This window comes from Streptomyces sp. NPDC056948 (genome assembly GCF_042674225.1).
In the GTDB taxonomy this organism is placed as follows: domain Bacteria; phylum Actinomycetota; class Actinomycetes; order Streptomycetales; family Streptomycetaceae; genus Streptomyces; species Streptomyces purpurascens.
In genome coordinates, this window is record NZ_JBHUQX010000003.1 from 1 (window position 1) to 14210 (window position 14210).

At 70.2% G+C, this 14210-nt stretch carries 8 protein-coding genes; 1 reads left to right on the top strand and 7 read right to left on the bottom strand.

Translation table 11 applies throughout. From position 1 onward, the window contains the following. Window positions 1–153: 153 nt before the first annotated feature. The 7 genes from ACFTZL_RS00750 to ACFTZL_RS00780 form a co-directional block, all read right to left on the bottom strand. Window positions 154–504, bottom strand: coding sequence for a hypothetical protein (locus ACFTZL_RS00750; RefSeq protein ID WP_382576503.1), 351 nt, complete (start codon window positions 502–504; stop codon window positions 154–156). Further along, window positions 501–1805, bottom strand: a complete 1305-nt coding sequence (locus ACFTZL_RS00755) for a cupin-like domain-containing protein (RefSeq protein ID WP_382576506.1) — start codon at window positions 1803–1805, stop codon at window positions 501–503. Before ACFTZL_RS00755 ends, ACFTZL_RS00750 begins: the two co-directional genes overlap by 4 nt. A gap of 32 nt (window positions 1806–1837) precedes the next feature. Beyond that, window positions 1838–9772 (bottom strand): amino acid adenylation domain-containing protein, encoded by a 7935-nt coding sequence (locus ACFTZL_RS00760; RefSeq protein ID WP_382576508.1) that lies wholly within the window; start codon window positions 9770–9772, stop codon window positions 1838–1840. A gap of 6 nt (window positions 9773–9778) precedes the next feature. After that, window positions 9779–9988, bottom strand: coding sequence for an MbtH family protein (locus ACFTZL_RS00765; protein ID WP_382576510.1), 210 nt, complete (start codon window positions 9986–9988; stop codon window positions 9779–9781). A gap of 83 nt (window positions 9989–10071) precedes the next feature. Then, a complete protein-coding gene (locus ACFTZL_RS00770) occupies window positions 10072–10692 on the bottom strand; it encodes an LmbU family transcriptional regulator (protein ID WP_382576513.1) in 621 nt (206 codons plus the stop codon). A gap of 43 nt (window positions 10693–10735) precedes the next feature. After that, on the bottom strand, window positions 10736–11875 hold the full coding sequence (locus ACFTZL_RS00775; RefSeq protein WP_382576516.1) for a methyltransferase: 1140 nt from the start codon (window positions 11873–11875) through the stop codon (window positions 10736–10738). Next, window positions 11872–12351 (bottom strand): flavin reductase family protein, encoded by a 480-nt coding sequence (locus ACFTZL_RS00780; protein ID WP_382576620.1) that lies wholly within the window; start codon window positions 12349–12351, stop codon window positions 11872–11874. Before ACFTZL_RS00780 ends, ACFTZL_RS00775 begins: the two co-directional genes overlap by 4 nt. A 397-nt stretch (window positions 12352–12748) precedes the next feature. Between ACFTZL_RS00780 and ACFTZL_RS00785 the strand changes: the two genes are divergently transcribed. Beyond that, window positions 12749–14182, top strand: a complete 1434-nt coding sequence (locus ACFTZL_RS00785) for a DHA2 family efflux MFS transporter permease subunit (RefSeq protein WP_382576518.1) — start codon at window positions 12749–12751, stop codon at window positions 14180–14182. The last annotated feature ends 28 nt before the right edge of the window (window positions 14183–14210 follow it).

Sequence of the window (14210 nt, forward strand, 5' to 3'; positions counted from 1 at the left end):
GCAGCCGGCCGACCGCGACGCCGACCAGCAGCATGAAGACGGCGGGTCCGACGCCGCCGATCACGATGGTGAGGAACAGCAGCGCCGTGCTCCCACGGCCCGACTGCCAGGCCAGCCCGATGAGATCCCGTCGGTTGTGCCGATGGGTGCTCTTCACGTGACGTCCTGCTCCTCCGCCGGTGCGCCCTGCGGGGTGAGGCGGGCCAGTTCCTTGCGCACGCGCTCCTCGTCGAACGTCGTGCCCCCCCGCTCGGCCAGGCCGGCGACGAGGGCTTCGAGGTCGGACACGCTGCTGATGTCGGCGGTCTCCTCGCCGGGCAGCGGCGGCAGCTGGAAGATCTCCTCCAGGGCGAAGGCCAGTTCGGCCAGGGCCAGGGAGTCGTAGCCGAGGTCCTCCCGCAGCAGCAGCTCGGCGGGCGCCTCCGCCGGCCGGTCGGGCGCGAGCCGGAGCACGACCTCGCGGACGCTGGCGCGCAGTGCGTCGGTACCGATGGAGGGCATCATGCTCCTTGGTTGGTCATGGCCACCGCCGGAACGGCGCCGGACGGCGAACGCAGGAAGGCGAGCAGGCGGGACGCTTCCTCGCGGTTGAGGTCCGAGAGCGAGGTCCTGCCGAACTTGTTGAACAGCACCTTGTCGAGCAGCGGGCCCGGATATCCCTTGGCGGCGACGGCCTTGTCCAGCGAGGCCAGCTGCGCCGGCGACGCCGCGGGCTCCGGCGTCGTGATGGCCTCCATCGAGGTGCGCACGCCGGGCCGGTACAGGAAGTTGCTGTTGAGCCGCATCTCGTCGTAGTAGTCGGTCTCGTCGTCGAGCGGGAACAGGAACAGGGGCAGCTCGGGCGTCAGGCCCTGCCTGACATGCAGGTCACGGAAGACCTGGCGCATCGCGCGGTACTTGTCGTGCCGGGAGTCGTAGTCCCGGTTGAACGCCTCGATGACCTCCTCGAGAACCTCGCGCTGCGCCGCGTCCGGCTCCGCCTCCGGCGCGATGCCCGCGAACGGCTCCGCCACCGCCTGGAGGTACTGGTCGGCGAGGAAGTTCTCCACGGACAGGAACTTGCTGTACGGGTTCCGGCCGAAGCGCACGTTGAAGGAGCCACCGAGGTCGAGGTAGTCGAGGTAGTGCCACAGCAGCGGGGGGATGTAGATGGCGTCGGTCGGGTGGATGACCGTGTAGGCGCCGCCGGCGAGCTCGACGAAGTTCTGGCGCTCCTCCGGCTCCATGACCTGCAGCGAGATCGACCCGAAGTTGCCGAAGGGGTGCAGCCAGGGGGACGACGAGGGCGGGAACAGCGCCACGCCCTTGCTGCCGAAGACCTGGGCGAGCAGCACGTGCCGCTGGTCCATGTCGAAGTGCAGGTGTGCCCAGTTGTGCGGACCGGCGATGAAGGAGTGCAGGTACAGGCTGTGGTGCGGGGTCGTGGGCCGGCAGAACTCGGGCAGGCTGAAGCTCTGCAGGAGGTCCGTGGGCAGGTCCCACTCCGTGACCACCTTGCGGCTCTTCTCCTGGGAGCCGTATCCGTCCAGGTACTCGGCGAGCGTGCTGAGGACCGGGTCGGGGGCCTTCTGCTTCGCCTCCGCCGCCTCCTTGCGGGTGTAGTCGATCTGCCGGGTGTACTCGTCCTGGACCAGGACCGGCATGGAGCCCAGCAGCCGGCGCGCCCCGTCGAGCGTCGCCGCCTCGGCGATGGGCTGGTCGGCGTAGATCCCGCGGATGACGACTGGCCTGCGCGGCAGTACGTAGCGTTCCCAGAAGCCGCCGACGTCGGCTGCGGATATCTCGTCGATCTCGAATTTCGGCACGGTGTTCTTCCTTCCTGGGGCGCGGCGGGGCTTCAGGCCCCGGCCCTGACGCGCGCGTCGGCCGTGAACTCGGCGATGGTCCGGCGTTCCAGAACGATGCGTGGCTCGATGGAGAGTCCGAGCCGGGCTGTGAGCCGGCTGGAGATGGCGGCCGCTCGCTCCTCGTCGCCGCCGAGGGCATAGAAGTCGTCGTAGATTCCGACCGAGCCACGGCCGAGGACCTCGGCCCAGACCTCGGCCACGGCCTCCTGGATCCGGTTGCGGGCCGCCGTGGCCCGGGGGGCGGTGGGAGCGGCGGGGAAGACGGTCAGGGTGCCGTCGTTGTTCCAGCGGCCGCGGTCGCCGGTGGCCAGCATCCGGGAGCCGGGTACGCCGGAGAACGGGTCGGGCACGAACGCGGCCGCCGTCCTCGACGCGCGGCCCGCGTAGCCGTGGGCGAGACCGGGGCCGGCGACGTACACCTGTCCGGTGGTGCCGATCGGCACGGGCCGCAGCTCCTCGTCGAGCACATGGGCTCGCAGGCCGCCGACGAGTCGGCCGTTGGCGCAGACCGGTCCGCTCTCGTCGGGCCGGTACTCGTCGGCCACCTCGAAGGACGGGGAGGCGCCCCGGGGTTCCGGCCCGCGGCCCCTGGTGATCACCAGCCGCGGCGCCGTGTCCCCCGGATGCGGGCCGTACGACAGGTCCCTGGCCGACGCCGGGTCGAGGACGGCAACCGTGACGCCGTGGCCGGCCTGCCAGGCGGCGGAGCCCTGTGCGGTGCGTTCGGTCCGGTCGGGGCCGATCAACACGGTGGCCCCGACTGCGAGGGCGGCCCACAGCCGGACATCCGAGTCGGTGTGCGCATCGTCCGGAAGGAGTGCCAGGCGGTCTTCGGACGTCAGGCCGTGTGCGTCGAGGCATCCCGCGACCCGGGCGGCGAGAGCGTGGTGCGACAACGGCATCCGGGTGCCGCCGCGTGCCACGGTGACGGCAGCGGTACTCCCGCCGACGACGGGCACCTGCGGCTGTGCGCCGCCGGTGTGCGCCCGGAGGTGGAGCTGCGTCCACGGCGTCGCCCCGTCGGCGGGGGCTTCGGTGAGCAGGGCGTCGGCACCCGCCTCCCGCATGATCCGTTCGCGCCGCTGTGCGGAGGCGGCGGGGTCCAGCGGCAGTACGGCACCACCGGCCAAGAGCACCGCCAGCCGTCCGACGACGGAGTCGGCGGACGGCTCCGCGCAGACTCCGACCACCGTTTCCGGGCCGACACCGTGCTTCACGAGCGCCGCGGCGAGACCGCCGGCCCGGTCGAGGAGTTCGCCATAGGTGAGGCTCTCCTCGCCCGCCACCACGGCGAGCGCGCCGGGGGCGGAACGCGCCCGCTCGACGACGCGTTCCTGCACGAGCGGCGCGGGCAGGTCCGTGTCCCGCCGTCCGAACGTGTCGGCGAGCAGGTGCCGTTCCTCCTCGGTCAGCAGGTCGAGGCGGGACAGGCGCAGCGCGGGTTCGTGCGCGATCTGGCGGAGGATCAGCAGGTACCGGTCCCACAGGCGGCGCATCGTGACCGCGTCGAAGAGGTCGGCGGAGTAGACCACCAGCCCGTGCCAGTCGCCGTCGTCCTCCTCGATGAGGTGGAGCTCCACGTCGGCGCGGGTGGTGACCAGGTCGAGGTGGAACGGGTTCACATCGAGGCCGTCCAGGTCGAGCCGGGCGGCGGCCGCCGAGCCCGAGTCGGTCGGCTGGACCACTTGGAAGAGCACCTGGACCAGCGGGTTCCGGCTCAGGTCCCGGACCGGGGCGAGTTCCTCGACCAGCTTTTCGAAGGGCAGCTCCTGATGGTTGAGCGCACCGTGCACGCTCTCTCGCACCCGGGCCAGCAGATCCAGGTACGTCGGGTCGCCTTCGCAGTTGGTGCGCAGCACCAGCCAGTTGGCGAAGAAGCCGATCAGGTGCTCCAGTTCCCGGTACGACCGTCCGGCCACCGGTACGCCCACGGCCACGTCAGACGCTCCGGACCAGCGGCTGAGCAGCGCGTCGAAGGCCGCGAGGAACACCATGAACAGGGTGGCCGAGCCGCGCTTCGCGACGCCCTCCAGGGAGGCGACCAGGTCGGCCGGCACGGTGAAGTCGATCCTGTGGCCGACGTAGTTGAGCGTGGCGGGCCGCGGACGGTCGGTGGGCAGTTCCAGCGGCTCCAGACCGGCAAGCCGCTCGGTCCAGTAGGAGGTCAGCTCCTCCAGGACCGGGCCGTGCAACCTGCGGCGCTGCCACTCGGCGACGTCGGCGAACTGGACGTCCAAGGTCCTGGGCTCGCCACCGGCGTACAGGGTCTCGAGTTCATCGGTCAGCACCGACAGGGACCAGCCGTCGGCGGCGATGTGGTGCGAGGCGATGACGAGCACGTGGTCGTCTGCGCCGATCCGGTACAGGCCGGCGCGCAGGAGCTGGTCGGCACCGAGGTCGAACAGGTCGCGGCCGAACCGCTCGCCGAGCAACCGGGCCTCGTCGGCGCCGGACACGTCGACCAGTTGGACGTCGACCGGGGCCGTGGGGCGCACAAGCTGGCGCGGCACACCGCCGACACGGCCGAACGTGGTGCGCAGGACGGTGTGCCGTTCCGCGACGGTGGTCAGTGCCCGGGACAGGCGTGCCACGTCGACGGTGCCGCGCAGCCGGAAGCCGAGGGCTACGTTGTAGAAGGGCTGGTGGGGCGCGAGTTCGCCGAGGAACCACAGCCTCTCCTGGCCGAAGGACATCGGCAGGTCGGTGCGGCCGACGAGGTCTCCGTGGAAGACCCGAGCCGGGCCGGCGCCCTGCACCTGGCCGCCGGCGGCCTCGACGCGGCCGGACAGCTCCTCCAGCGTCGGGCTCTCCAACAGCGCCGACAACTCCAACTCGACCCCGAACTCACTCCGCAGCCGCGACACCACCTGCGCCGCCAGCAACGAATGCCCGCCCAGATCGAAGAAGTTGTCCTGCGCCCCGACCGACTCCACACCCAGCACCTCGGCCCAGACCCCGGCCACCACCCCCTGCACCGCCGACCCGGCCGAAACGCTCTCCACCTGGCCGCCGGCGGCCTCGACGCGGCCGGACAGCTCCTCCAGCGTCGGGCTCTCCAACAGCGCCGACAACTCCAACTCGACCCCGAACTCACTCCGCAGCCGCGACACCACCTGCGCCGCCAGCAACGAATGCCCGCCCAGATCGAAGAAGTTGTCCTGCGCCCCGACCGACTCCACACCCAGCACCTCGGCCCAGACCCCGGCCACCACCCCCTGCACCGCCGACCCGGCCGCAGCCGGGCGTGGTACGGCAGCGGCCTCGGCGGACGGTGCCGCAGGCCTGGGCAGGGCGCGGCGGTCGGCCTTGCCGCTGGTGGTCTTCGGCAGCTCGGTCAGGGTGACGAACGCGGAAGGGGCCATGTAGTGCGGCAGCCGGTCGCGGACGTGGGTACGCAGTTCCTGCTCGGCGACAGACGGTCCGGTGGGGACGACGTAGGCGACCAGGCGCCGGTCTCCCGGGGTGTCCTCCCGAGTGATCACCGCTACCTCGCGGATCCCGGGGTGCCGGAGCAACTGGGCCTCGATCTCGCCCGGTTCGACCCGGAAGCCGCGGACCTTCACCTGATCGTCGGCACGCCCCAGGAACTCCACCGAACCGTCGGCGGTCCAGCGGCCGAAGTCGCCCGTGCGGTAGAGGCGGGCGCCGGGCCGGCCGTCGAAGGGATCGGGCACGAACCGTTCCGCCGTGAGTGCGGGCTGTCCGGCGTACCCACGGGCCACGCCGGTGCCGCCGACGCAGATCTCACCCCGGGTTCCGACGGGGACCGGCTGGAGCCGGTCGTCGAGGAGGTAGACCCGGGTGTTGTCGACGGGGCCGCCGATCGGCAGTGCCGCGTCGTCGTCCCCGAGGTCCGCGGTGAGGTACGTGGCCTGCGTCGAGATGACCGACAGCTCGGTCAGCCCGTAGACGTGGTGGACGGTCTCGATCCGTCCCGTCCAGCGGCGGAGGGTCTGCGCCGGCAGATGTTCGCCGCCGATGACCAGACGGGGCAGCCGCACGCCGGAGTCCGGGTCGAGGCCGGACCACAGGGCGGGCACGGTCTGGATGATCTCGATGCCGGAGTTCTTGATGAACCGTTCCAGGCCGGGCCCGGAGGTGTCGTCGGCGGTCGCCAGGTGCAGCTCCGCCCCGCTGACGAGCGCGACGTAGACGTCGAGCACCGACACGTCGAAGACGGGCGAGACCGCCTGGCCCACCTTGGTGCCGCTCTCGACACCCCAGGTACGTGCCGAGGACAGGGCGATGTTGACGATGCCGCGGTGCGGCACCATGACGCCCTTGGGCCGGCCCGTGGAGCCGGAGGTGAAGATGACGTAGGCGCAGTGGTCGGGGCCGACCGCGACCGGCGGCGGCCCTGGGCGCTCCTCCCCCGCGGTGTGCACGTCGACAACCTGGCACCCGGCCGGCGTCGCCCAGTCCTGGGCGACGTCCGGCGCGGAGACGACCAGAGAGGCGCCCGCCGTACCGATCATGTAGGCGAGTCGCTCCGCGGGGTCGCCCGGGGACAGCGGCAGAAAGGCGCCGCCGGCCTTGAGGACGGCGAGCTGGGCGACGACCGAGTCGATGCCGCGGTCGAGGCACACGCCCACGACGGAGTCCGGGCGCAGTCCGTGCTCATACAGCGTCCAGGCCAGCCGGTCGGCCCGGGCGTCGAGCTCCGCGTAGCTGATCGAGGCGTCACCCCGGACGACCGCCACGCGGTCCGGGGTACGCCGTGCCTGTGCGGCGACGAGCTGGTGCAGGGCGAGACCGGGGACGGGGTGCTCCGTTCGGTTGAACCCGGAGACGACGTCGTACCGCTCCTCCTCGGACAGCAGCTTCAGCCCGGACAGCGGCAGGTCCGGCCGGGTCGCGAACTGCCGGAGCACGCGGACGTACCGCGCCCACAGCCGGCGCATCGTCGGCTCGTCGAACAGCTCGGTGGAGTAGACGAGTTGTCCCGACCAGGCGCCGGAGGCGTCCTGGGCCACCTGCATCTCCAGATCGAGCCGGGTGGTCAGGACGTCCACCTCGAACGGCTCGGCCGCGACGCCGGGCAGGTCGAGCCCGCCCGCTCCGGCCTCGCGGGCGCCGGCGACGTGGAAGAGGACCTGGACGAGCGGGTTGCGGCTCAGGTCCCGGGCCGGGGCGAGTTCCTCGACGAGCTTCTCGAACGGCAGCTCCTGGTGGTCGAAGGCCGCGTGAGCGTCGGCCCGCACCCGGTCCAGCAGCTCCGCGAGCGTGGGGTCGCCGTCACAGGAGGTGCGCAGCACCACGGTGTTGACGAGGAAGCCCATCAGGGACTCCAGCCTGCGGTACGACCGGCCCGCCACCGGGACTCCGACGGCGATGTCCGACTGCCCCGACCAGTGGCTGAGCAGCGCGTCGAAGGCGGCGAGCAGCACCGTGAAGAGCGTCGCCGACGCACGCTTGGCGGTGGCCTCCAGCTCCTCGACCAGGTCATCGGGCAGTGCGAACGTCAGCCGGTCCCCGGCGTAGCTGAGCGCCGCGGGCCGCGGGTGGTCCGTGGGCACCTCGAGCGGGACCAGCCCCGCGAGGCGCTCCTTCCAGTAGGCACGCTGCCCGTCCAGCGCCCCGCTCTCCAGCCGCTCCCGCTGCCAGCGCGCGTAATCGGCGAACTGCAGGTCGAGCGGGCTGAGTTCGACTCCGCCGCAGAGGGCGGAGAGCTCCTCGCACAGGAGGGACATCGACCAGCCGTCGGCGAGGATGTGGTGCACCACGAACAGCAGGACGTGTTCGCCGTCCGCGAGCCTCAGCAGCCCGTAGCGGGCCGGCGGTGCCGTTTCCAGATCGAAGGGGCGCAACAGCCAGGTGCGGGTGGTTTCGCGTGCCGCGTCGAGGTCGGGGACGTCGACGGTCTCCAGGGGCACGGGGGCAGCCGGGTGTACGACCTGTCGGGGCACGCCGTCGACGCGAGCGAACGACGTGCGCAGCACGGCGTGCCGCTCGGCCAGAACGTCCAGCGCCCGGGTGAGCCGCGGCACGTCGAGCTCACCGCGGAGCCGGAAGGCGAGCGCCACGTTGTAGAAGGGCTGCCCGGCCGCCAGTTCGCTCAGATACCACAGCCGTTCCTGGTCGAACGAGAGCGGCAGCTCCTGTTCGCGCGCCAGATCACCGTCGTAGAACCGGATGGGCCCGTCCGTGTCACCGGGTCCGGATCCGTCCGTGCGGTTCGTGTGGGCGGACTCCACCCGTGCGGCGAGGCGGGCCACGTCCGGCCCGTCGAGCAGCGCGGAGATCTGCAGGTCGACGCCGAACGCCTCCCGTACCCGGGCCATGACCTGGGCGGCAAGCAGCGAGTGACCGCCCAGGTCGTAGAAGTCGTCGTCGAGGCCGATGCGTTCGACGCCGAGGACCTCCGCCCAGATGGCGGCGATGGTCTGCTGGGCGGGGGTCCGGGCGGCGACGTGGGTGCCGGCGTCCTCGGCCCGGCTGCCGCTCGGCCGGGGCAGTGCCTGCCGATCCACCTTGCCGCTGGCCGTCTTCGGCAGTTCGCCGAGCACCACCACCGCGGCGGGCACCATGTAGTCGGGCAGCCGGTCCCGCAGGTCGGACCGGAGCCGTGACTCCGACAGAGCGCCGTCGGCGGCGACCACGTAGGCGACCAGCCGTTTGTCGCCCGGCGTGTCCTCGCGCGCCGAGACCGCGGCCTCCCGGACGTCAGGGTGGGCCAGGACGTGCGCCTCGACCTCGCCCAGTTCGACGCGGAAGCCCCGGATCTTCACCTGGTCGTCCACGCGGCCGAGGAAGGTGACGGTGCCGTCCTCGGAGCGGCTGCCGAAGTCCCCGGTGCGGTACAGCCGGGCGCCGGGCTGGTCGGAGAAGGGGTCCGGCACGAAGCGGTCCGCCGTCTGGGCCGGGCGGCCGACGTATCCTCGGGCGACCTGGGCGCCGCCGACGTAGATCTCGCCTCGCCGGCCCGCTGCGACCGGTCGCATGTCCGCGTCGAGCACATGGACGGTGGTGCCGGGCAAGGCGACGCCGATCGGCGGATAGTCGCGGACCGGCGGCGACACCTCGCCGCTGGTGCAGATGACCGCGGCCTCGGTGGGTCCGTAGGCACTGACGAAGGTGCGTCCCTTCGCCCAGTGGTCGGCGACTTCCGGCGGTACGGCCTCACCACCGGAGATCAGCTGCCGCAGCCGCGGGAGTTCGGCCCGCGGCATGGACTGGAGCGCGGCGGAGAGTACGGCGGCCGTGGTGACCTCGTATTTCTCCAGTACGTGCAACAGGTCGCCACCGGAACCGACAGTGTCCGGCGGCAGCAGAACCAGGGTGCCGCCGTTGCACAAGGCGAGACAGAAGTCGAAGACGCTGGCGTCGAACCGCACCGGGGCGAGCTGGAGCACGCGCTCCCCCGGACCGTGCCGGTACAGCGTGCGCTGCGCCCGGGCGAGGTTGACCACGGCACGGTGCGGGACGACGACACCCTTGGGGGTACCGGTGGATCCGGAGGTGTAGATCACGTAGATGGCGTTGTCGGCGTCGCCGCGGGTGTCGAGGGGTGCCGAGGAGCACCGCGCGACCTCGTCCGCGGTGTCGTCGACGTCGACCACCCTCCACGGACCGTCGGGCCAGGGGGAAGTGATGCCGGATCGGCTCAGGACGAGGGGGGCTCCGGCGTCCGCGAGCATGAAGGCCACGCGGTCCGGCGGGTCCGCCGGATCCAGCGGCAGGTAGGCAGCGCCCGCCTTCATGACGGCGAGCAGAGCCACGACCTGGTCGATCCCCCGCTCCAGGCACAGCCCGACCACGGTTTCCGGTCCGGCTCCCCGCTCGCGCAGGAAGCGGGCCAGTCGAACAGCGCGCCCGTCGAGTTCGCCATAGCTGATCTGTTCCGTCCCGCAGACCACGGCGACCGATTCGGGAGAAAACCGCGATTGGTCGGAAACCAACTCATGGAGCAGAGACCGATCCGGCATTTCCGCTCAGCCCTCCTGAGCCGTGCTCGCTGCGACGGACTTCCGCACGCTCAACGGTCGTATGTCGCTCCAGACGCTCTCGATGTGGGCGAGGCAGTCCTCCTTGGGACCACTGAATCCCGCCTCACGCCATCCCGCTGGCAATTCCATTTCCTTTGACCAGACCGAGTACTGCTCCTCGTGGTTGACCACGACGGAGTATTCGCCTTCACCCATCCTGATACCTCATTCCACACGCCGAAGTAGGCTGTGACCAGCGACAGCGGATGCTATTTATGGCCCTTCTCGGACGTCAAGGCTCAGACTGCCAGGGGGCGTTGACCGAAGCCGACAAGATCACCATGCTGAAGGAGCTCGACCGCTTCCCTGTCGAGGACTCGCTGAATCCAGTCGTCGAGTGACGTTCCAGCTCTGCTCGCGGCTTCCTCCCAGCGCTGCATTCGGTCGGCCGGCGCTTTGAGCGTGACCGTCGCCGGGGTTACGGCCGGGATCCTGTCACCGGTCGCCTTGCTTTCCTTGATATTCCGGCGCAGTTCGGTGACGGACCATCCCCCCTGCTCGGCATGGTCGAGCCACAGCTCCTGTTCCTCCTCGGTCAGGGCCGCGACTTCGGCGTGGTGTTGCATGCTCAGCGTGTCCCGTCGACGGGACACGTCGAACTTCCGTGCCACCCAGGCGTAGTTCCGCAGTGTCTTGTAGTGGAGCGAACTCGCCTCGATTGCTCGTTTGTACCGGTCCGGATACCGGTTCTGCCCGTAGATGAGCCAGTCGCCGAGCCACCAGGACGAGGCGTCCGTGATGGAGAATATTTCGACGCCGATCGAGATCCAGGCCTCCAGCGGAACGGCCCGTGGAAATGTCAGACTGGTGCGTCTCTTCTGGACGTTCACCGAAGAAACACCGGGACGTCGTACGTTCATGGGAATCCCCCGTTCGATATTACTGTGCTGAATCAGGGCCCGCTCAGGAAGAAATCGAGACGATGGCCGGGGCGACGTTGCGGATGCCGGCCCGCTTGAGGGACCTCACCAGCGACTCCGCTGACGCGCGATCGTCGGCGAGCAGGCAGCCGGGCTGGATGCGGAGCCGGTCGATGGCGTCGGCGGGGACGCTGAGGGCGGAGTCGGCCACCTCGGCCACCTTCAGCCCGGCGAGCGGGGTGAGACCACCGAGCCACTCCGCCACCACGCCCTCGGCCCCCTGCAGGCGATGGGGCACGGGGACGATGACGAGGATCTCGGCCAGTCCGCCCGGAGCGGCCAGCGCCTTGGGCAGGCTCGCGACAACATCCTTGACCAGGTCCGACGCGTCGAGAACGGGCGTCTCACCGGACTGGTCCGCCGTGCCGGAGGCGCGGCCCGGCGCATTGAAGAGGACGTGGTCCACAGGGCCGAACTCCTCCAGTCCCGCACGGAAGTCGCCGACCTCGAAGGCTGCTTCGCGCCCGGCGATGAGCGCGTTCAGGCGGGCGTAGGCCACTGCTCGCGGATCGATGTCCATGCCCGCCACGGACGCATGACGGTCGGAGCGGTGCAGCGCCAGGACACCGCATCCGGTGCCCACGTCGAGGAGTCGATTTCCGCGGGGAGCGGTGTTCTGCAGCAGAAGCAGCGTGCTTGCGTGCGGCGGCATCACCGGGTCGAAGTCGCCTTCGGCCTTCTTGGCCATGACCGGGTATCCGTCGGATTCCGCCCGGCACTCGAACAACCGGTCCGAAAGGTAATACGCCGAGCCGAGCGGAGAGATGGAGGCACGAGCGGTTATCTTTCCGCCGGCGTCCTGCACTAGCTCGAGGGCGTCGAATGCGGACCGCAGGGTGCGGGAAATCCGCTGCTCGTACACCGCAGGTGCGATCTCGCCGTTCCTGACGAACAACTCTGTCAGTACGCCCGCCGAGTCGGCGGCGAGTTCGTTCACCCGGTGCCGTGACCAGAGAGAGTAGAGCGCGGAGTTGCGCAGCAGGTCCGTATCGCCGGCCGCACCGAGAAGTGAGGCTGCGGAATCGGAGGTGAAGCCGTGCGCCGAGAGTTCGTCGCTTAAGCCGCGCAGCGCGGAGGTGAAGGCGGGCGATCGGGTGGCCGACGTATCGGTCCAGGGAGTCATGGGGAGTCCACCTTGTGAGTCGACTGAACGAACTGACGGTCCACATACAGCAACGGATCTGATGCGTGCGAGGCCAGGCGCACCTCCACGACAAGACCGATCAGCAGAAGATGGGTGGAGCGGTCGACAACCTGGTCGAGTTCGCAGACGAAAGCGGCCAGGGAATCCGCGAGCAAGGGCACACCGGGCCGTTCCTCGCGCCACTCACCGTAGGAGAAGCGGGCTTCGCCCCATACTCCTGAGATCAGACCGGCGAACGCCTCGGCAACGGGCAGCTGGAGGGCGGACAATACGTTGACAGCGAATGTCGGGGCGGTCCGGACGGCCTCCCCGAGGCGGGTGTTCTTGTTGATGCACGCGACGAGTGACGGAGGATCCGCCGTGAGCGAGCACACGGCGGTTGCCGTGAGCCCGCAAGGTTCACCACGGTCCGTGCTTCCCGTAATCACACAGACGCCACCGGCGAGGCGCCTCATCCCCAGGTGAAAGTCGTCAGAAGGCCGTTGGATCACCGTGAACTCCCCCGTGTTGCACGCCGCTTGAGCCGCCCTCGAATTGGCTCGTACTGGCAATCGATTAGAGCAACGCCGGATGTTGGGTGGGAAGAACACACCAACTCACAGCTCCGGGCACCGGAACGGCATGTCGGTCCGTCAAACACGGGAGGCCGATCAATGGCTCGATCCGACCGGAAGGATGGCCGGATGGTGACTACTCGCGCTCCCGCAAAGGCATTTGACATCGCATCAGCCCCACCCGCACCTCTGATGCGCAACCGACTCCGAATGGCAAGGCGTCCTTGACAAGCTCGATTTGTCAATCAAACATTGCCGAGTCCTGCTTGCCGCCGACACGCAAGGAAGCGGATCCCGTATGAACGCCTCTCCCCCCACGCCCCTGCGTTTCCCGCCCGTGTTACGCCGGGTCGTCCTGGTGACCGTGCTGGGCTCGGTCATGACGTACCTCGACGCCACGATCGTCAACGTGGCCCTGCGGTCCTTGTCCGGCAGCCTCGACACATCGCTGGCCACGATCCAATGGCTGGTCACGGCCTATCTCCTGGGGCTCGCGGCCGTGATCCCGGCGAGTGGCTGGGCCGCGTCCACCTTCGGGGCCAAGCGGATGTACGTGGTGTCCATCGCCGCCTTCACCGTCGCCTCACTGGCCTGCGGACTCGCCCAGAACGTCGAGCAGTTGATCGCCTTCCGCGCGCTCCAGGGCGCCGCCGGCGGGCTCGCCCTGCCGATCGCCACGATGATCATCGTGCGGCTCGCGGGTCAGGAGCGGCTCGCCCGCGTCATGAGCATCAGCGGGATACCGACCCTGCTCGCCCCGGTGTTCGGTCCTGTGCTGGGCGGCTCCCTGGTGGAACACGCGGGCTGGCACTGGATCTTCTACATCAACGTGCCGATCGGCGTGCTGACCGTCGTACTCGCCCAGCGGCTGGTTCCCGCGGACACCGCACAGCAGGGCGGGCGGCTCGACGTCCCGGGCCTGGTTCTGATGTCCCTCGGTTTCGCGGCCCTCACCTACGGTCTCGCGGAGATCGGTACGACCGCACGCGTGGCGGACGCGCAGGTGCTCGTCTCGCTCGCGATCGGCGCCGCCCTGATCGCGGTCTTCGTCTTCCATGCGCTGCGGGCCGCGCAACCCCTCGTCGACGTGCGCCTGTTCCGCAACAAGCTCTACTCGGCGGCCCAGCTGACCAATCTCTGCCTAGGCTCCGCGGTCTTCGGATCGGTCATCCTGATGCCGCTCTACTTCCAGATCGTGCGTGGCGAGGACCCCGTGACCACAGGTCTGCTGCTGATCCCGCAGGGCATCGGGGCCGGCTTCGCGATGATGGTCAGCGCCCGGCTGACGGACAAACTGGGCAGTGGGAGGGCCGCGCTGCTCGGCGGTGCGGTCAGCACCGTCGCCACCATCCCCTTCCTGGTCATCGAGTCGGACTCCTCCTACTGGTTCCTGGGCCTGGCCATGGTCGCCCGGGGCTTCGGGATCGGGGCGTGCGCCATCCCCGCGACCACCGCCGCCTACCGCGTCGTCCCTCCGGCGAAGGTCAACGACGCGACCATCCAGATCGGCATCCTCCAGCGCGTGGGCGGCTCCACGGGTACGGCTCTGTTCGCGGTGGTCCTGCAGAACCAACTGGGCTCCGCGGGCAGCCCGTCGGCACAGGCCGCAGCCTTCGGCACCACCTTCTGGTGGGTGCTCGCCTCGGCGGTCCTCGCCACCGCGCCCACCCTGCTGCTCACCGCGGCCGAACGCCGCGCGGCCAAGGCCGTCCCCGTGACGGAGAACGCCTAGGCGCAGCCCGGGAGGCTCCCGGGAGCGA